At 70.0% G+C, this 18,969-nt stretch carries 15 protein-coding genes and 2 pseudogenes; 9 read left to right on the plus strand and 8 right to left on the minus strand.

Features of this window, described 5'->3' with window-relative positions; all coding sequences use genetic code 11:
* The first annotated feature begins 6 nt into the window (after positions 1 to 6).
* A complete protein-coding gene (locus DMC18_RS02370; RefSeq protein WP_110117738.1) occupies positions 7 to 2,181 on the plus strand; it encodes a galactosylceramidase in 2,175 nt (724 codons plus the stop codon).
* Complete coding sequence (locus tag DMC18_RS02375; RefSeq protein ID WP_233245127.1) at positions 2,178 to 2,900, plus strand: FadR/GntR family transcriptional regulator; 723 nt, start codon at positions 2,178 to 2,180, stop codon at positions 2,898 to 2,900. The genes DMC18_RS02370 and DMC18_RS02375 overlap by 4 nt, the downstream gene beginning before the upstream one ends.
* A gap of 349 nt (positions 2,901 to 3,249) precedes the next feature.
* Here DMC18_RS02375 and manD read toward each other — a convergent pair whose 3' ends face one another.
* Positions 3,250 to 4,458, minus strand: a complete 1,209-nt coding sequence (gene manD, locus DMC18_RS02380) for a D-mannonate dehydratase ManD (protein WP_110117747.1) — start codon at positions 4,456 to 4,458, stop codon at positions 3,250 to 3,252.
* A gap of 137 nt (positions 4,459 to 4,595) precedes the next feature.
* On the opposite strand from manD, the gene DMC18_RS02385 reads away from it, so the two are divergent.
* From DMC18_RS02385 to DMC18_RS02395, 3 genes are all read left to right on the plus strand, one after another.
* Positions 4,596 to 5,339: a FadR/GntR family transcriptional regulator gene (locus DMC18_RS02385; RefSeq protein ID WP_110117739.1), complete on the plus strand. Its 744-nt coding sequence runs from the start codon at positions 4,596 to 4,598 to the stop codon at positions 5,337 to 5,339.
* 233 nt (positions 5,340 to 5,572) lie between these two features.
* Positions 5,573 to 6,118 carry a hypothetical protein gene (locus DMC18_RS02390; RefSeq protein ID WP_110117740.1) on the plus strand — a complete coding sequence of 182 codons (546 nt, stop codon included), beginning with the start codon at positions 5,573 to 5,575 and terminating at the stop codon, positions 6,116 to 6,118.
* Positions 6,119 to 6,240: 122 nt separating this feature from the next.
* A complete protein-coding gene (locus DMC18_RS02395; RefSeq protein ID WP_110117741.1) occupies positions 6,241 to 7,200 on the plus strand; it encodes a polysaccharide deacetylase family protein in 960 nt (319 codons plus the stop codon).
* Positions 7,201 to 7,433: 233 nt separating this feature from the next.
* Here the strand turns inward: DMC18_RS02395 and aceB are convergent, their stop codons facing one another.
* The 3 genes from aceB to DMC18_RS02410 all read right to left on the minus strand — a co-directional run bounded on the left by aceB (position 7,434) and on the right by DMC18_RS02410 (position 11,190).
* Positions 7,434 to 9,014 (minus strand): malate synthase A, encoded by a 1,581-nt coding sequence (gene aceB, locus DMC18_RS02400; protein ID WP_110117742.1) that lies wholly within the window; start codon positions 9,012 to 9,014, stop codon positions 7,434 to 7,436.
* Between the two features lie 278 nt (positions 9,015 to 9,292).
* A complete protein-coding gene (locus DMC18_RS02405; protein ID WP_370443965.1) occupies positions 9,293 to 9,523 on the minus strand; it encodes a hypothetical protein in 231 nt (76 codons plus the stop codon).
* 53 nt (positions 9,524 to 9,576) lie between these two features.
* On the minus strand, positions 9,577 to 11,190 hold the full coding sequence (locus DMC18_RS02410) for an isocitrate lyase (RefSeq protein WP_110132665.1): 1,614 nt from the start codon (positions 11,188 to 11,190) through the stop codon (positions 9,577 to 9,579).
* Positions 11,191 to 11,349: 159 nt separating this feature from the next.
* Between DMC18_RS02410 and DMC18_RS02415 the strand changes: the two genes are divergently transcribed.
* A complete protein-coding gene (locus DMC18_RS02415) occupies positions 11,350 to 12,774 on the plus strand; it encodes a short-chain fatty acyl-CoA regulator family protein (RefSeq protein ID WP_110117744.1) in 1,425 nt (474 codons plus the stop codon).
* Between the two features lie 135 nt (positions 12,775 to 12,909).
* Here the strand turns inward: DMC18_RS02415 and DMC18_RS02420 are convergent, their stop codons facing one another.
* From DMC18_RS02420 to DMC18_RS02430, 3 genes are all read right to left on the minus strand, one after another.
* On the minus strand, positions 12,910 to 13,464 hold the full coding sequence (locus DMC18_RS02420; RefSeq protein WP_110120710.1) for a hypothetical protein: 555 nt from the start codon (positions 13,462 to 13,464) through the stop codon (positions 12,910 to 12,912).
* A 251-nt stretch (positions 13,465 to 13,715) separates the two neighbouring features.
* Positions 13,716 to 14,624: a M56 family metallopeptidase gene (locus DMC18_RS02425; protein ID WP_110132666.1), complete on the minus strand. Its 909-nt coding sequence runs from the start codon at positions 14,622 to 14,624 to the stop codon at positions 13,716 to 13,718.
* Complete coding sequence (locus DMC18_RS02430) at positions 14,614 to 14,982, minus strand: BlaI/MecI/CopY family transcriptional regulator (RefSeq protein ID WP_110120712.1); 369 nt, start codon at positions 14,980 to 14,982, stop codon at positions 14,614 to 14,616. The genes DMC18_RS02425 and DMC18_RS02430 overlap by 11 nt, the downstream gene beginning before the upstream one ends.
* Before the next feature lie 96 nt (positions 14,983 to 15,078).
* Between DMC18_RS02430 and DMC18_RS02435 the strand changes: the two genes are divergently transcribed.
* Positions 15,079 to 17,967: a bifunctional [glutamine synthetase] adenylyltransferase/[glutamine synthetase]-adenylyl-L-tyrosine phosphorylase gene (locus DMC18_RS02435; protein WP_110132667.1), complete on the plus strand. Its 2,889-nt coding sequence runs from the start codon at positions 15,079 to 15,081 to the stop codon at positions 17,965 to 17,967.
* Between the two features lie 32 nt (positions 17,968 to 17,999).
* Positions 18,000 to 18,107 (plus strand): annotated as a pseudogene (locus tag DMC18_RS26765) (hypothetical protein); the annotation flags it as partial.
* A 21-nt stretch (positions 18,108 to 18,128) separates the two neighbouring features.
* Here DMC18_RS26765 and DMC18_RS02440 read toward each other — a convergent pair.
* Complete coding sequence (locus tag DMC18_RS02440) at positions 18,129 to 18,506, minus strand: hypothetical protein (RefSeq protein WP_110120714.1); 378 nt, start codon at positions 18,504 to 18,506, stop codon at positions 18,129 to 18,131.
* A 215-nt stretch (positions 18,507 to 18,721) separates the two neighbouring features.
* On the opposite strand from DMC18_RS02440, the pseudogene DMC18_RS02445 reads away from it, so the two are divergent.
* Positions 18,722 to 18,969 (plus strand): annotated as a pseudogene (locus tag DMC18_RS02445) (mononuclear molybdenum enzyme YedY); the annotation flags it as partial.

Genomic DNA, 18,969 nt, shown 5'->3' on the forward strand with positions numbered 1-18,969 from the left:
TCACCGATGGCGATCTGGAAGTCTCGCGGGCCCCGCCCGCCGTCCGGCCGACCGGACCTCCCGCGCCGCCTGCACCTGCTGGGCGCGACCTCGATCCTCTGCCACGTCTTCGCCGGCCGCGCCCTCGCCGCGCCCGCCCAGCATGTGATCACCCTGCGCGGCGACGCCGGCGGCCCGCGCTTCGACGGGATCGGCGTGGTCAATGGCGGCGGCGCCACCTCGGTGCTGCTGAAGGACTATCCCGAGCCCCAGCGCGGCCAGATCCTCGACCTGCTCTACAAGTCGAAATTCGGCGCCTCGGTCAGCGCCCTGCTGGTCGAGATCCCTGGCGACGGCAATTCCACCCAAGGCTCGATGCCCAGCCACATGCATGCCCGCGGCGACCTCAGCTACGAGCGCGGCTACACGTGGTGGATCCTGCGCGAGGCCAAGAAGCGCAACCCCGCCCTGAGCCTCGACGGCGCGGCCTGGAGCGCGCCCGGCTGGCTGGGCGACGGCCGGTTCTGGTCGGCCGACACCATCGACTACTACATCAAGTGGCTGGAGGGGCTGCGGTCGGCCCACGGCCTGGAGATGGACGCCATCGGCTGCCGCAACGAGAAGGGCGCCGACTATCCGTTCGTGAAGGCCTTCCGCCAGGCCCTGAACCAGCGCGGCTTCGCCAAGGTCAGGCTGCACGCCTTCGACAACTGGCCCAAGGACAAGCTCGACTTCGTCGCCGACATGGCCGCCGACCCGCAGCTGCGCGACGCCATCGACGTCATCGGCGCCCACGTCTTCTACGCCAACGGCCACGCCTCGGCCGAGGTGCAGGCCATGGCCAAAGCGATGGGCAAGCCGATCTGGAACACCGAGGACCACGTCTATCTCAAGGGCTTCGACTGCACGATCGGCATCGTCCGCGCCTTCAACCACAACTTCGTCCTCAGCGGCGCGACCAAGGTGGTCAACTGGTACGACATCGCCGGCGTCTATCCGATCGAGCCCTATCCGGAAGACCCCGCCGCCGTCCTCGCCCACCAGCCGTGGAGCGGCCACTACAAGGTGCGCGAGGCCCTGTGGGGCTACGCCCACTACGGCCAGTTCAGCCAGGTCGGCTGGACCTATCTCGCCGGCGGCAGCGGCATGCTGCCCAGGGGCGGCTCCTACGTGACGCTGAAGTCGCCGGGCGAGGACTGGAGCCTGATCGTCGAGACCAAGGACGCGCAGGGTCCGCAGACGCTGCGCATCGCCGTCGGCGGCGGGCTTTCCGACAAGCCCCTGTGCGTCTGGCGCAGCGACGCGGCCGAGCAGTTCGTGCGCCAGGGCGACCTCGCCGTCGAGGACGGCGCCGTGACGATCACCCTGACCCCGAACGCCATCTATTCGCTGTCGACCACGCGCGGCCAGCGCAAGGGATCGTTCGAGGCCACGCCGCCGCCGGCCCGCTTTCCGTTCCCCTATCGCGAGACCTTCGCCGGCTACGCCCGGCCCGCCGCGCACGGCTGGCTGCCGCGCTACACCGCCGACATCGCCGGCGCCTTCGAGCTGGCCGACCGGCCGGACGGCAGGGCCGGCCGCTGCCTGCGCCAGGTCGTGCCGATCCCCACCATCTCCTGGGCGCCGGACTGGCGGCCCTACACCGTCCTCGGCGACGCCGACTGGAGCGACTACGAGATCTCGGCCACCATCTGGCTGAACCCCGGCGACACCGCCGCCGTCATGGGCCGGATCAACCATGTCGGCACGGGCTACGGCTTCGTCCCCAAGGGCTATTTCCTGGAACTGGCCCACGACGGCCGCTGCCGGCTCATAGCCATCCGCGGCAAGAAGGATCCCAAGAAGGCCGTGGGCGACGCCGAGCAGCAGGCCCTGATCAAGGCCGGCAGGTTCGAGGGCGAGGGCGGCGAGCTGGTGCTGGGCGACACCGTCCTGGCCGGCGCCGGACCGGGCCGTTGGCTGCGGCTGGCCCTGCGGTTCCAGGGCGCGCGCATCACGGGCCTGGTCAACGACGCCCCGGTGCTGACCGCCGAGAACAGCCTCTACCCCGCCGGCATGGCGGGCCTGCTGGCCGGCGCCGAGAAGACCCGCCTCTCCACGCCCTGGTTCGACGACCTGACCGTCAAGGCGGTGGGCGGGCCGACGCCGCGGCCGTCCCTGCCCTCGCCCCGCCAAACACCCATCTATGGAGCCCGCTCGTGACGCGTTCGCTGACCACGGCGGGAACCCTCAGCCAGACCCTGGCCAACGACCTGGGCCAGCTGATCGTCACCGGCGCCTTCGCCGTCCGGGCCTTCCCCACCGAGACCGAGATCTGCGATCGCTACCAGACCTCCCGCACCGTCGTGCGCGAGGCGGTGAAGATGCTGATCGCCAAGGGCCTGGTGGCCAGCCGCGCGCGGCGCGGCACCACGGTCAACGCCGAGGACGACTGGAACCTGCTGGACCCCGACATCCTGTCATGGATCCGCACACGGAAGTTCTCGCTGGACCTCTTGATCGAGTTCACCCAGCTGCGGCTCAGCGTCGAGCCCATGGCTGCAGCTTTGGCCGCCCGCGAGGCCGACGCCCGCCGACGGGCCGGGATCGAGCAGGCCCTGGCCCGCATGGCCGCCGCCGAGCAGGGCGACGAGGATCCGCTGACGGCCGACATCGCCTTCCACGTGGCCGTGCTGGAGGCCAGCGGCAACCGCTTCCACCGCCACATGCGCGACGTCATCGAGGCGGCCCTGCGCTTCGGCGCCCAGCGGCCGGGGATCGAGCAGCAGGCCGACCAGCACCTGCCCGCCCACGCCCGCATCGCCGACGCCATCCTCGCCCGCCGCCCCGCCGACGCCGAAGCGGCCATGCGCGACCTGCTGCTGCGGATCCTGGAGCCGCTGGACCTGACGCGGATGCAGCGCCGGCGGCCCACGGCCTGAAACCCTCTCTCTGCGAGAGAGGGAGGGGTCCGCCGCGAAGCGGTGGGAGGGTGAGAGGTTTCACCGCTGGCCGCCTTGCCCATGAAAAAGGCCGCCCCTTTCGAGACGGCCCTCGTCCTCAAATTCCCGCCTTCCTCGCCCTCGTGGCGAGCATCCATGGCCGAGCCAGGCTCGGCGTGTTTAGCAAGAACGCCGCCAGCGTGGTCGCCCGCTGGTCGACGATCTCGGCGGCGGGACCCTGGACCCTCGGCACAAGGCCTAGGGAGGCGGCTTTGACTAGGTCCGCGCCTCATTCGAAGAGAGTGTAACCTCTCACCCTCCCTCTCTCGAAGAGAGAGGGGTCCAAGGATCACCAGTTCCACATCGTCCCGTCTTCCAGGCGCGCCACCGGCAGCTGGCGCGGCTCGTAGGGGTACTTGGCCGCCAGGGCCTCGTCGATGTCGACGCCGTGGCCGGGGGTGTCGCCGACGTAGAGCAGGCCCTTGTCGAAGCGGTAGTCGTGCGGGAACACCGCGTCGGTCTCGGGCGAGTGGCGCATGTATTCCTGGATGCCGAAGTTGGGAACCCAGGTGTCGAAGTGCAGCGCCGCGCCCATGGTCACCGGCGACAGGTCGGTGGCCCCGTGGCAGCCGGTGCGCACCTGCCACAGCGAGGCGAAGTCGGCGATGCGGCGCAGGTGGGTCAGGCCGCCGGCCCCGACGATGGTGGTGCGGATGTAGTCGATCAGCTGTTCCTGGATCAGGTCCTTGGCGTCCCAGATCGTGTTGAACACCTCGCCCACGGCCAGCGGCGTGGTGGTGTGCTGGCGGATCAGGCGGAAGGCCTCCTGGTTCTCGGCCGGGGTGGAGTCTTCCAGCCAGAAGAGGTCGTAGGGCTCCAGGCTCTTGCCCAGCTGGGCCGCCTCGCGCGGGGTCATCCGGTGGTGGCCGTCGTGCAGCAGGGCCACGTCGAAGCCGTGCTCCTTGCGCAGCGCCTCGAACAGGGTCGGCAGGTAGCGCAGGTACTTGCGGGTGTCCCAGGTGGTCTCGGTCGGCAGGGTGGCGTCGGCCGGCTCGTAGTACATGTCGCCGCGACCCACGCCGTAGGCCAGGTCCAGCCCCGGCACGCCCGACTGGGCGCGCACGGCCTTGTAGCCGGCGTCGATATAGCGGCCGACGGCCTCGACGGTGTCTTCCAGGTCGCTGCCGTTGGCGTGGCCGTAGACCAGCACGCCGTCGCGCGAACGCCCGCCCAGCAGGTCGTACAGCGGCGCGCCAAGCGCCTTGGCCTTGATGTCCCACAGGGCCACGTCGACGGCGGCGATGGCGCGCATCGTCACTGGGCCGCGACGCCAGTAGGCCCCGCGATAGAGATATTGCCAGATGTCCTCGATGCGGCGCGCGTCGCGGCCGATCAGCACCGGGATCACGTGGTCTTCCAGATAGGAAACCACCGCCTTCTCGCGCCCGTTCAGGGTGGCGTCGCCGATGCCGTAGACGCCCTGGTCGGTCTCGATCTTCAGGGTGACGAAGTTGCGGCCGGGCGAGGTGACGATCACCCGCGCCGCCGTAATTCGCAGCGGCGGCAGACCGGCTGCCTTGAACGGCTGGGTTTGACTAGTATGCACGTCGAGATTCCCGTGGTCTTCCATGGGAGTTCAATAGTCCCAGCGGTTCGGCCTGTCCATATTGGCCTGACCAATTTATAAGGTCGCTTATGTCCACCAAGGTCGAAGGCCGTCTCTACGAACGCGTCGCCCGCGATCTGGCCGGCCAGATCGCCGAGGGCCGTTATGCCGTCGGCCAGCGCCTGCCGTCCGAGCGCGACCTGGCCCAGACCTATTCGGTGTCGCGCCCGACCATCCGCGAAGCCATCATCGCGCTGGAGCTGGACGGGCTGGTCGAGGTGCGGCTGGGATCGGGCGTCTACGTCAAGGCCCAGCTTCCCGCCCAGGGCCAGGCCGGCGACACCGACATCGGCCCGTTCGAGCTGCTGGAGGCCCGCCGCGCCATCGAGGCCGAGGCCTGCGCCATGGCCGCCAAGCGTATCGACGACGAGGCCCTCGACGAGCTCGACCGCCTGGTGATCGAGATGCAGGCCGAGAACGCCCGCGACGTCGATCGCGCCGAGGACGCCGACCGCCGCTTCCACATGCTGATCGCCGCCTCGACCCAGAACAGCGCCATGATCGCCGCCGTCGAGATGCTGTGGGAGGCCCGCGCCCGCTCGCCCCAGACCAAGCTGATGGGCCAGAAGGCCCACGCCGCCGGGGTGATCCCGCGCATCGACGAGCACACGGCCATCGTCACCGCCCTGCGCGCCGGCTCTTCGGAAGACGCCCGCGACGCCATGCGCCGCCACCTCACGCGCGTGCTCAACTCGCTGCTGGCGGCGACCGAGGTGCAGGAGCTGGAAGAGGCCAAGGCCCGCATCGCCGCCACCCGCGACCGCTACACCTGAGGCCACGGGCGTCGCCCGCCCCCTTCCCCCGGCCCGTCCCGCGCCGGAACTATTCTCCGGCAGGGTTCGTTCAGCGAGCAATCGAGGCCGTCACGAAGCGGCCCTGTTCACTGTTCGAAGGGATGAAGACGCGATGCGATCGATCCTTCTGATGCTCCTCGGCGTACCCCTGCCGATCATCCTGCTGCTCGCCTTCTGCACGCATCACTTCTGAGCCGGCGGGAGCAGATCGGATGTCGGACCTCGTCCCCGAAGAGCACCAATCCGCCGTCAGCTGGGACGCCGTCCTGGCCGGCGCCGCGGCGACCGTGGCCCTGCTGTTCGTGCTGGTGTCGCTGGGCGCCGGCCTTGGCCTGAAGATGGCCCCGCGCTGGCCGACCGGGCTGACCGCGGCCGACTTCACGCCGACCATCGGCGCGGTCTTCGTCGCCTGCCAGGTCGTGGCCAGCATGCTCGGCGGCTACCTGGCCGGGCGGCTGCGGACCAAGTGGCTGCACGTCCATGACCACGAGGTGCATTTCCGCGACACCGCCCACGGCCTGCTGGCCTGGGCGACCAGCGTCGTGGCCCTGCTGCTGCTCGGCGCCCTGACCGCCTCGCCGCCGGTGAGCCCGCCCGACACCCTGGCCCCGGCCGAGGTGATGCGGGCCGGCCAGATCGCCGCGCAGATCTCGCTGTTCCTGGGTATCGGCGCCCTGACCAGCGCCTTCGCCGCCAGCGTCGCCGCCGCGATCGGCGGCCTGCGACGCGACGACATGCACCGGCTGCACCGCGCCTGACGGAGCGATGCAGCCCGCGGACAATTGGCCATACCAATTGCGAGCGAAACGCCCCGACGCCCTGGCCAAGGCCGCTTTCGACCTGTTAGGGACGGAGCCCAGGACAGTCCGGGGGAAGCTTCATGACGCCCAGCCGCCGCCAGATCGCGGGCAAGATCGCCACCGCCTTGCCGCTGCTGCTGGCCCTGGTCGCCGGCCCCGCCCTCGCCGCTCCGCCAAAGCCGCTTCCTGAACGCTTCGACGTCGCCGTCACGGTCGACGACCTGCCCGACCACGGCGCCCTGCCGCCGGGCATGACCCGGCTGTCGATCACCCGGGACCACATGGCCCTGTTCAAGGCCCACGGCGTGGTCGAGGCCTTCGGCTTCGTCAACGGCGCCAACGCCGACGATCCCGACAGCAACGCCGCGCTGGACGCCTGGCGCGCCGCCGGCCATCCGCTGGGCAACCACACCGCCACCCACCTCAACATCGACAGGGCCGCCAGCCTCGAGGCCTGGATCGCCGACCTGCAAGCCGGCGAGCCGGCCGTGACCTCGCGGATGCAGGGTCAGGATTGGCGGTATCTGAGGTTTCCCAACCTTTCGACCGGCGCGACGCGCGAGCGCCACGACGGCGCGGCGGCCTGGCTGAAGGCCCACGGCTACAGGATCGCCCACGTCAGCGTCTCGTTCGACGACTGGGCCTATACCGACGCCTACGCCCGCTGCGCCGCCAAGGGCGACACGGCCGCGATCAAGCTGATGGAAGACCAGTATCTCAAGGGCGTCGATGACGCCCTGGTGCGGATGCGGGCCGTCTCGCTGAAGGTCTATGGCCGGGTGATCCCGCAGGTGCTGCTGACCCATGTCGGCGGCTGGTCGGCGCGGATGCTGCCCCAGGTGCTCGACCGCCTCGACGCGGCCGGCGCCCACTACGTGACTTTGGCAGCGGCCCAGAAGGACCCGGCCTACGCCCAGGCCGAGCAATGGCTCGGCGGCGACGGCATCATGGAGCGCACGGCCCGCAACACCGGCGTCGACCTGTCGGCCCTGCCGCCGGCGCTGAGCAAGCCGGTGGATCCGCAGGGGCTGTGTCGTTGAGAGCGTCCTAAGGCGGATGGCGGAGCGACAGGCCCGGCCCGGCCTGCCGCTCCGCTCTCCAGATCGTCATCCCGGCCGCAGCGTAGCGAAGAGCCGGGACCCAGGAGTCGCCGCATTGCGCCGGCCACCGCGAAGAAGCCTCGACGACAGTGCGGCCGCCCCTGGGTCCCGGATAAGCGCTGCGCGCTTTCCGGGATGACGGGCTGAAAGTTATGGGTCGAAGAGCTGGGCGCTTACGCGATCAGCTCATAGGCCGGCAGGGTCAGGAACTCCTCCAGACCGTCCTCCAGCACCATGCGGGTGAAGAGGTGGGCGGCTTCCTCCAGCTTGGGCGAGCCGTGCTCGCGGCGCAGGTCGCCCATCTCCTGGGTGAACAGGCCGATGAACAGCTCCGAGGTCAGCACGCGGCCGTCGTCGAGTTCGGCGGCCAGGCGCACCCACTGCCACAGCTGGGTGCGGCAGATCTCGGCGGTCGCCGCATCTTCCATCAGGTTGTAGAGCGGCACCGCGCCCCGGCCTTCCAGCCAGGCCTGGGTGTAGCGGACGCCGACGCGGATGGCCTCGCGCACGCCGGTCTCGGTGCGGGCGCCGCCGTGCAGCTCCAGCATCTGGCCCTGCGTGATCTCCAGGCCCTCCAGCGTCTTGTCGAGCTGGTTGGGGGCCGGCATCAGGCGGTCGAAGACCTCCATGGCCACCGGCACGAGATCAGGGTGGGCGACCCAGGTGCCGTCGTGGCCGGCCCCGGCCTCGCGTTCCTTGTCGGCGCGCACCTTGGCGAAGGCGGCCTGGTTGGCGGCCTCGTCGCCCTTGACCGGGATCTGGGCGGCCATGCCCCCCATCGCGAAAGCGCCGCGGCGGTGGCAGGTCTGGATCAGCTTCAGCGAATAGGCGCCCAGGAACGCCTTGCCCATGACCATGGCCGAGCGGTCCGGGGTCAGGAACTCGGGCCGGCGGCCCAGGCGCTTGATGAACGAGAAGATGTAGTCCCAGCGCCCGCAGTTGAGGCCGACGATGTGGTCCTTCAGCTCGAACAGGATCTCGTCCATCTCGAAGGCGGCCGGGATCGTCTCGATCAGCACCGTGGCCTTGAAGGTCCCGACCGGCAGGCCCAGGGCCTCCTGGGCGCGGACGAACACCTCGTTCCACAGCCGCGCCTCGAGATGGCTCTCCAGCTTGGGCAGGTAGAAGTACGGACCCGAGCCCTTTTCGATCGCGGCGTGGGCGTTGTGGAAGACATAGAGGCCGAAGTCGAACAGCGCGCCGGCGACAGGCGCGCCGTCGACTTCGAGGTGGCGTTCGGGAAGGTGCCAGCCGCGCGGCCGGACCTTCAGGACGGCCGGGTTGGCTCCCAGCGCATAGCTTTTTCCGGACTTCGGATCGACGTGGTCCAAGACGCCGTTCCAGCGGTCCTTCAGGTTGACCTGACCCTCGACGACATTGGCCCAGGTGGGGGCCGTGGCGTCTTCGAAGTCGGCCATGAACACCTTGGCCCCGCAGTTGAGGGCGTTGATGATCATCTTGCGGTCGACCGGACCGGTGATCTCGACGCGGCGGTCCTGGAGGTCGGCCGGGATCGGCGCGACGGTCCAGTCGGCGGCGCGGACATGCGAGGTCTCGGCCAGGAAATCGGGCAGCTCGCCGGCGTCGAACCGGACCTGACGGGCCTCGCGCGCGGCCAGCAGGGCGCGGCGGCGGGCGTCGAAGCGGCGGTGCAGGTCGGCCACGAAGGCCACGGCCTCGGGGGTGAGGATCTCTACCGCGCGACCCTCGATCGGACCGAGGATCTGGACGTTGGCGGCGATGTCGAGGGGCATGGCGTGTTCCGTGGTGTGGTGACGCGGACTTTGGAAGGTTTATCGGATGCTTTCTATGCACCCAATGATCGTCATCCCGGCCGCACGCCCGCGAAGGCGGGCGGAAGAGCCGGGACCCAGGGGCAGCCGCATTGCACCGGCCACCGCGAAGAAGCCTCGATGACGATGCGCCGGCCCCTGGGTCCCGGATAAGCGCTGCGCGCTTTCCGGGATGACGATTTGAGCGAGCGGGTGAGGGAGGAAGCAGGCGCCTCCCTCCCCGCTACGCATCGAGCGTCTTACGCGCTCTTTTCAGTGGCCCGGATGGTCGGGACGATCTGGTCGCCCCAGTTGCCCGAGCCGTCGTGGTGGCGCGAGGTGCGCACCAGTTCGACCGAGTAGCCGGCCTCGATGGCGCGGCGGACGGCTTCGTTGAGGCGGTGCGAGGCCTCGGCGAGACGGTCCACGGCGCGGTCCTGGGCCGTCGAATCCGGCATGGCGGCGGGAGCGAATTGCGTGACGTTGGTCATGACGTTTCTCCTCAGTTCGGGCTTTGGGGGACGGGAAGGTTTGAAGTTCGCCGCTATTCGGCGGCGAACTGGTTCATGGTGTTGGCGCCGCCGCCGGCCTTCAGGGCGCGCTCGCCGGCGACCATCTCCTTGAAGCTGTCGCCGAGGTCCGAGCCGACCTCGTGCTGGTGCTTCACGGCCGACACGCCGCGGCGGATTTCCTCGCGCTGCACCGTGTTGACGTAGGCCCGCATGCGGCCCTCGCCGAAGTAGCCGCGCGACAGCTCGTCCATGCTCTTGGCGGTCAGGTGGAAGGTCGGCAGGGTGATCAGGTTGTGGAACACCCCGGCGCGGGCGGCGATATCGACCTGGAAGCGCGCCAGGCGCTCGTCGGTCTCACGACCCAGGTCGGTGTCGTCCAGGTCGGCCGACATCAGGGCCGCGCCTTCCGGATAGCTGTCCGCATGGATCTTGCCCTCGGCGATCCACTGGTCGCGCACCTGCTTGCGCAGATTGAGCGTCCAGTTGAACGACGGCGAGTTGTTGTAGGTCAGCTTGGCGTTCGGCACGGCCTTGCGGACCTCGGCCACCATCGAGGCGATCTCGTCGACATTGGGGGTGTCGGTCTCGATCCACAGCAGGTCGGCGCCGCCCTGGGTCAGCGAAGCGATGCAGTCCTCGATGACGCGCGCCCGGCCGGTGCCGTCCTGGAAGGCGAACAGGCCGTTGGGCATGCGCACCGGCTTCTGGAACTCGCCGTCGCGGTACAGGGCCAGCTCGCCCGGCTGGATCGGGTTTTCCGGCGTGATCGCCTCGGTCTTCAGCCACTTGATGTAGTCCGAAGCCAGGTCGCCCGGCTCCTGGCTGACCGGGATCTTCTGGGTCAGGCCAGCGCCCAGGCTGTCGGTGCGGGCGACGATGACGCCCTCGTCGACGCCCAGTTCCTCGAAGGCCAGGCGGCAGGCGCGCAGCTTCTCGATGAAGTCTTCGCGCGGCACGGTGACCTTGCCGTCCTGGTGGCCGCACTGCTTGGCGTCGGAGACCTGGTTCTCGATCTGCAGGCAGCAGGCGCCGGCCTTGATCATCTCCTTGGCCAGCAGGTAGGTGGCGTTCTCGTTGCCGAAGCCGGCGTCGATGTCGGCGATGATCGGAACGACGTGGGTCTCAAAGCCGTCGATGGCCTTGATCGCGGCCTGCTCGGCGACCTGGTCGCCGGCCTTGCGGGCGGCGGTCAGGGCCTTGAACAGGTCGTTGATGGCCACTTCGTCGGCCTGGCGCAGCGAGACGTAGATCTCTTCGATCAGATCGACGACCGAGGTCTTCTCGTGCATCGACTGGTCCGGCAGGTGGCCGAAGCGGTTGCGAAGACCCGCGACCATCCAGCCCGACAGGTAGACATAGGCGCCCTTGGTGGCGCCGCGCAGGCGCTTGACCGACTTGATCATCTGCTGGGCGTGGAAGCCCGACCAGCAGCCCAGCGACTGGGTGAACTGGCTGCTGTCGGCGTCATAGGCGGCCATGTCGGCGCGCATGACGGTCGCCATGTCGCGGGCGATGTCCAGGTGGGTCGAATAGGTGTTCTGGAGCTTCAGCTGGATGAGGTCGGCGATGGCGACGCCGCCCGGCGTCAGGCCCTGCGGGTAGCGGGCGAGGAGGTCCTGGCGGTGCTCGGCGTAGGTCTTGCGCATGGTCGTCGTACTTCCCCATCGGGGCCCGCTGATTGGGAGGCGGGCGTGATTTCGTCTTGGGGAGCTAACGCGGCGGGGCTGATACGGTCGAACCTATTGAAGACGATTTGTCACGAATTGACTTTGTGTAATTTGTAAATCCATGACAACGTGACATTCATGGTCACGACGACGGACAAGAAGCTTTTCCTGGGCGGCCGGCTCAAGCGCCTGCGGCGCGACATCGGCGTCACCCAGGCCCGCATGGCCGAGGAACTGGGCGTCTCGCCCAGCTATCTGAACCTGCTCGAGCGCAACCAGCGGCCGGTCACCGCCCAGATGCTGCTGCGCCTGGCCGAGGCCTACGATCTGGATCTGCGCACCCTGTCGGCCGACGATCCCGGCGGCGGCGCGGGGCTGGAAGAGGTGCTGGCCGACAAGATGTTCGCCGACCTCGGCATCGGCCGCCACGAGGCCGCCGAGGTGGCCGAGCTGTCGCCGGGCCTGGCCGAGGCCGTGGCCCGCCTCTACCGCGCCTATCTCGATCGCGGCCGGATGATCGACCTGGGCGCCTTCGAGCGACCGGACGGAACGCCGGCAGTGTCGTCCTCGCCCACCGACTGGGTGCGCGACCTCGTGGGCTCGCAGCGCAACCACTTCGCCGAGCTGGAAACGGCGGCCGAGGCCATTGTCGCCGCGCTCGACGCCGACCCGCAGGACCTGGGCCCCGCCGTGCGCGAACGGCTGCTGGAACGGTTCGGCATCCAGGTGCGGGTCATGCCGGTCGAGGTGATGGCCGGCTCGCTGCGCCGCTACGACCACCACCGCAAGCGGCTGATGGTGTCGGAGACCCTGGCCCCGGCCAGCCGCATCTTCGCCATGTGCTACCAGCTGGGCCTGATGGAGGCGCCGGACGCCCTCACCCGCCTGGCCGACCGCTTCGCCGCGCCCGATCGCGCCACGCGCCAGCTGCTGAAGGTGTTCCTCGACAACTACCTCGCCGCAGCGATCATGATGCCCTACGAGCCGTTCCACGCGGCCATGGAGGCCACCGGCTACGACATCGAGCGGGCCCGTTCGCGGTTCGGCGTCAGCTACGAGCAGGCCGCCCAGCGGCTGACCACGCTCAGCCGGCCCGGCGCCCGGGGCGTGCCGTTCTTCATGATGCGGCTGGACGCGGCGGGCAACATCTCCAAGCGCTTCGCCGCCGGCCCCTTCCCGTTCTCGCGCTTCGGCGGCGCCTGCCCGCGCTGGAACGTGCACGACAGCTTCAAGACCCCCGGCCGCATCGTCACCCAGGTGATCGAGACCCCCGACGGCGCCCGCTACTTCACCCTGTCGCGCACCGTGCGGCGGGTGTCGGGACTGCAGGCGGGTCTGGAGGACGAACTGGTCATCGGTCTGGGCTGCGAGCTGAAATACGCGGCCAAGCTGGTCTACGCCCGGGGCCTCGACATCGCCTCGCCCGTCACCGTCGAGATCGGCCCCTCCTGCCGCATCTGCGAACGCCCCGCCTGCCCGCAGCGCGCGGCCGCGCCGATCAACCGGACGCTGCTGGTGGAAGAGGCGTCCAAGTCGGTGACCCCGTTCCCGTTCGCGCGTTGAGCAAGAGCAGAACCCCTCGATGGGGGAGGGGCAGGGGTGGGGGTGGCTACGGCGGTTGAGGCCACGCACGGCCGCCAGCTCAGCAGGTCACCCCCATCCCCGACCCTTCCCCCATCAAGGGGGAAGGGAGAAGGCCTACCGCGGCATCGTCGTCGCCTGCCGGCGCACCACATGGCACCGCGTCGCCCCGAATTTCGTGGCGCAGAAGCCCGTCTCGTCCGAGCCCGGGCGGATCACCGCCCAGCGGTCGCGATCGCACTGATGCCACTGCTCGCGGAACGCCCCGCGGTCGTCATAGGCGAACACCGGCGTATCGCCGTCGGTGTAGAACCGCGTCATGCCGGTGAAGCCGCCGAAGCTGGTCTTGCCGTTGACCACGCCGCAGACCCGGCCACCGCGCATCATCCAGACCCCGCCCAGTTCCAGGTCCCGAGACTGCTTCAGCCGCGCCACCAGGGCCGGACGCACCACCGACCAGCGCTGAGCCGCCTGCGCCCGCGCCGGTTCCAGCGCCTCGCCCCGGGCCGGCGGCAGCGCGCCCATGGCCCGCTCGAAGCGGATGAAGTCGAAGACGGCGTAGGCCAGGGCGGCCAGAAGCGACACGGCCAGCGCCGCGCCGAGGATGCGCCAGGCCAGGACGGCGCGCTTGCGGCCCGCATTGGCGTCGGGGACGGGCAGGACGAACGACACGGGCGAGCTCTCCTTGAGGGCAAGGAAAGATTACACATGTAGTTTTATTCTATGCAACCCCGCATTTTGATCGTCATCCCGGCCGGAGCGCGAAGCGCGCAGAGCCGGGACCCAGGGGCCGCCGCACAGCGTGGGCTAGCGAAGAAAGCGGCGAACCCAAGCTCGGCACCCAGTCCCCTGGGTCCCGGATAAGCCCTGCGGGCTTTCCGGGATGACGAGGAGTTGGGAGAGCAAGAAGGGGCGCAAGCCCCCTACTGCGCCAACGCCTCGACATGACGGCTCAGCGGCGGCGGGGTGACGCCGTCGACGAACACGCGGGCTTCGCCGCCCGGCACGCGGAAGGGCGGCACGTCCAGGCCGCGCGGGGTCAGGGTCCAGACCGCCAGGATGGTCACCGCCGTCAGGGCGGCGATGGTGACGGTCAGCCCCTCGGCGGCGACAGGACCCGGCCCGGCCAGCACCCGCACGCGGGCGACCAGCGGGTGGCGGCCGAAGGCGCAGGCCAGGGGCGAGGCGGCCGTGCAGGCATGGGCCTTCATCAGGGTCTCGGCGTAGCGCTTGCGGGCCTTGGGCGTCAGGGCCACGACGTCGGCGTCGCAGGCGATCTCCTGGTCCAGGCGAGCGATGGCCGCGCCCAGGTGGACGAAGGGGTTCAGCCAGCCCAGCACCTGGCAGGCGGTGATGATCAGGTTGCCGCGCGGGTCGCCGCGCCGCATGTGGGCGCGCTCGTGGGCCAGGACCAGCTCGCGCTCGGCCGCGTCGAACCGCTTGGCGAAGTCGTGGGGGATGACCAGGCGCGGACAGAAGACGCCCATCACCGCCGGCCCCTCCAGCCCGGCGCGGGCGCGGGCGCGAAAGGCGCGCTCGGCCAGGGCGATCAGGCCGGCCAGGCCGACGACCCCGACGACCCACACCGTCAGCATGGCCACGGCCAGCAGGCGCTCGGGCGGCTGGGCCGCCGCGCCCGCCTTCAGCGCTTCCGACAGGCTGGGGAAGATGCTGACCAGGGCCGCGACCGGCGCCAGGCGCCACAGCTTGTAGACCGCCTCGGGGCCGACCAGGCGGCGCACCGGAACCCGCAGCGCCAGGACCAGCAGCACCCCGGCGGCGGCCGCGAACTGCACCCGCAGCAGGGTCAGGGCCAGCAGATCAACCAGCATCGTCCAGCTCCGCGATCAGCTGTTTCAGCTGCTTGACCTCGTCGGGCGACAGCGAGCGGTGCTTGGCGAAATGCGCGACCAGGGGCGTCAGCCGGCCGTCGAACAACCGGTCGAGCAGCCCCTGGCTCTCGCTCTGCAGATACTCGGCCCGGCTGACGATCGGCACATAGCGCACGCGGCCGTCGATGCGGCGCGACTCGATGGCCTTGCGCTTGAGCAGGCGGTTGATCAGCGTCTTGACCGTGGCCTCGCCCCAGCTCTGCGGGGCGGCGACGGCCTCGAGGATCTCCTCGACGGTCAGAGGGCTCTGGGTCCAGAGCGCCTCCATGACGTGGCTTTCGGCTTGGGTGATGCTCATGACGGCCCGCTACTCTGTTGCGGGAATGATTACGCCCGTAAATGACATCGTCAAGCGATGCTTGGCGCTCGGGACCGGGCGGGTAAGAGTGCGGCCATGACTCGCCCCCTCGCTCCCCTACTCGACCGCCTCGCCCCCTGCGGCCCGATCGTCGATCCAAAGGCCGCCGAGCGGGCCCACGAGGGGATCGCCCGCCGGGCCGGCGAGCAAATGGCGAGCATCGACGCCGCCTGGCCGGCCCTGGCCCCGGTGTTCGCCGCCAGCCCTTACCTCGCGGGTCTCGCCCGTCGCGACGGCGCGCGCCTGCCGCTGATCCTGGAGAGCGATCCGCAGGCCCGGCTGTCGGACATACTGGCCGCCGCCGAAGCCGTCGCCGCCGAGCCCGACTTCGAGACCGCCCGAAAAACCCTCCGTGAGCTGAAGGCCGACCTGCACCTGCTGACGGCCCTCGCCGACCTCGGCGGCGTCTGGGATCTCGACGCGGTGACCGGCGCCCTCACCCGCTTCGCCGACGCCAGTCTGCACGCGGCCCTGGCCCAGGCCGCCCGGGTCGAGGTGGCGCGCGGCGCCCTCACCCATGTCGGAGACGGCGAGGACGGCCCGATCCCGGGCCTCTTCTGCATCGCCATGGGCAAGCACGGCGCCCATGAGCTGAACTATTCCAGCGACATCGACTTTTCGATCTTCTACGCGCCCGAGGCCCTGCCGGTCAGCGAGGGGACCGAACCTCAAGGCGTCGCCGTGCGCCTGACCCAGCACCTGGGCCGGATGCTGGCCGAGCGCACCGCCGACGGCTACGTCTTCCGCATCGACCTGCGCCTGCGCCCCGACCCGTCCTCGACCCCGCCGGCCATGCCGATCGACGCGGCCTTGGACTACTACGAGAGCGTCGGCCAGAACTGGGAGCGGGCGGCCCACATCAAGGCCCGGATCGCGGCCGGCGACATCGCGCGCGGCGAGGCCTTCCTGGACGAGCTGCAGCCCTTCATCTGGCGGCGCAATCTCGACTTCGCCGCCATCGCCGACATCCATTCGATCAAGCGCCAGATCCACGCCTACAAGGTGGACGAGCGTCTGGAGGCCAAGGGCGCCGACCTGAAGCTCGGCCGCGGCGGCATCCGCGAGATCGAATTCTTCGTCCAGACCCAGCAGCTGATCCTGGGCGGCCGCCACCCGGACCTGCGCAGCCCCCGCACCCTGGACGCGCTCTCCGCCCTGCGCGACGCCGGCCACGTGACGCCGGAGGACTGCGCCTATCTGACCGCCGCCTATCACGACCTGCGGGCCCTGGAGCACCGGGCCCAGATGATCGCCGGCGACCAGACCCACAAGCTGCCGGAGTCCGACGCCGACCGGAAGAAGGTCGCCGCCCTCTGGAACCACGGCAATCTGCGCAGCTTCGACGCCGCCGTCGGCAAGATGCTGAAGGGCGTCAACCAGCGCTACGGCGCCCTGTTCAAGGGCGAGGAGGAGCTGTCGTCGCGCTTCGGCAGCCTGGTCTTCACCGGCGTCGAGGACGACCCGGAAACCCTGGCCACCCTCAAGCGCATGGGCTTCTCGGCCCCTGATCGGGTGGCCGCCACCATCCGCGGCTGGCACCACGGCCATATCGCCGCCACCCGCACCGAGCGCAGCCGTGAGCTGTTCACGCGCCTGGCCCCCCGCCTGCTGGACGCGGCCAACGCCACGGGCGCGCCGGACGCGGCCTTCAACCGCTTCGCCGACTTCTTCGCCTCGCTGAGTTCCGGCGTGCAGATCCAGTCGCTGTTCCTGGCCCAGCCGCGCCTGTTCGAGCTGGTGGTGCAGGTCATGGCCTTCGCCCCGCGCCTGGCCACGACGCTCGCCCGCCGGCCGACGGCGCTGGACGCCCTGCTGGATCCGGCCTTCTTCGGCCCGATGGAGGTTCCCGCCGACATCCCGTGGGATCCAGCCGAGTTCGAGCCGTCGATGGACGCGGCCCGGCGCCTCTTCCGCGACCAGTCGTTCCGGATCGGGGTGCGGGTGATGAGCGGCACGGCCGACGCCCGCGACGTGGGCCGGGCCTTCGCCGACCTGGGCGACCTGATCGTCGGCGGCCTGGCGCCGGCCGCCCTGGCCGAGGTCGAGCGGCTGGGCGGCGCCTTCCCCGGCCAGGTGGCCGTGGTCGCCCTGGGCAAGGCCGGCTCGCGCGAGATGACAGCCAAGTCCGACCTCGACCTGATGACGCTGTACGCGGCCGACGAACCAGCTGCGATGTCGGAGGTGAAGGGCTGGAGCGCCGACGTTTTCTACGCCCGCTTCACCCAGCGCCTGACCTCGGCCCTGTCGGCGCCGACCGCCGAGGGCACGCTCTACGAGGTGGACCTCAAGCTGCGCCCCTCGGGCAGCAAGGGGCCGGTGGCCGTCAGCTTCACCGCCTTCGAGGACTATTACGAGCGCGAGTCCGAGACCTGGGAGCTCCTGGCCCTGACCCGCGCCCGGGTGATCTGGGCCAGCTCGCCGGACTTCAAGGCCCGGGCCGAGGGCGCGATCGAGGCGGCCCTGCGCCGGCCGCGCGACGTGGCCAAGACGGCCGCCGACGTGCTCGACATGCGCGACCTGATGGAGCGCGAGCGGCCGGGCAAGGGACCGTGGGACCTCAAGCTGGAGCCCGGCGGCCTGGTCGACATCGAATTCATCGCCCAGTTCCTGCAACTGGCCCACGGACCAGACGGCGGCCCTCTGGCGCAGAACACCGGCGAGGCCCTGTCGGCCCTGATCGCGGCGGGCCTGGGCGACAAGGCCTCGCTCAACGCGGCCCTGTCGGCTTGGCGGCTGGAGCAGGACCTGTCGCAGCTGATCAAGGTGGCGCTGGAGGACGGCGGCGATCCGGAGAACGAGCCCAAGGCCTTCAGGGCGCTGCTGGCGCGGGCGGGCCACGTGACCCAGTTCCGCTCGCTGAAGGCCAAGCTGCTGAAGGCCAAGGCCGAGGCGCGGGCGGCGTTCGAGGCGGTCGTGAAGGCTTAGAGCGAAAGGCCTTCAAAGACCAAATTCATCGTCATCCCGGCCGCAGCGCAGCGGAGAGCCGGGACCCAGGGGCGGCCGCAGTGCAGTGGCCCCTGGGTCCCGGGTCTGCGGTCCGCTTCGCGGCCCTACGCCCGGGATGACGATCTAATTTCCGGTCGGCTCTAGTACGCCGGCTCGGGCTGTTTCGCGTCGCCCTTCACGAGGGCCAGATAGGCCTCGTCGGTGGTGAAGGGGATCTCCTTCACGTCGATCAGCACGCTCTTGTTGGAGCCGACGATCAGGATCTTGGGCAGGTAGAAGCCCTTGAACGTGTTCTGCACGGCGTAGGGCGTCGCGCCCGGGGCCAGGGGGCCGGTCCAGCCCATGACCTCGATGGCCAGGCCGCCGACGAACTCGTTGTCGCGGACCAGCTGGATGCCGCTGGTGTAGTTCGGCGCCGCGCCCTGGACCTTGACGCTGAAGAAGCCCGGCGTGCGCAGGCCGGTCCAGACGTAGGTCGCCTCGGCGGTGTCGAAAGGTTCGGGACCATAGAAACCCATCACGTGTCTCCTCTGGTTGTTGATCGCCTCGCTGGGCGACGCCCGATCGATACGCGCCACGGGAAACACAATCTGTGCGCGCATTCACAATGATAACTAGCTTAAGCTGCACCGCAGCGACCTTCGCGCGAAACGGTCGTGAAAAAGGCGCGCGGCCTCGTAAACCTTGGCCTCGTCCCATACGTATCTTCCAGGCCAAGCCCGGAGACCCCGCGATGCTGATCCGCCACCGCCCCGACCTGACCGAGAACGACGTCACCGACCGGGGCCTCTATCTGCGACGGCGGGAGTTCATCGCCGGCGCGGCCGGGCTTGGGCTGGCCGGCCTGGGCGGAGCGGCGGCCGCCGCGCCCCTGGCCTTCACCAAGGGCTTCTCGACCCAGGAAAAACCGACGCCGAAGGACGACGTCACCAGCTACAACAACTTCTACGAATTCGGGGTCGACAAGTCCGACCCGGCCGA

Origin of the sequence: Caulobacter sp. D5 (genome assembly GCF_003185805.1) — a bacterium.
Classification (GTDB): Bacteria; Pseudomonadota; Alphaproteobacteria; order Caulobacterales; family Caulobacteraceae; genus Caulobacter.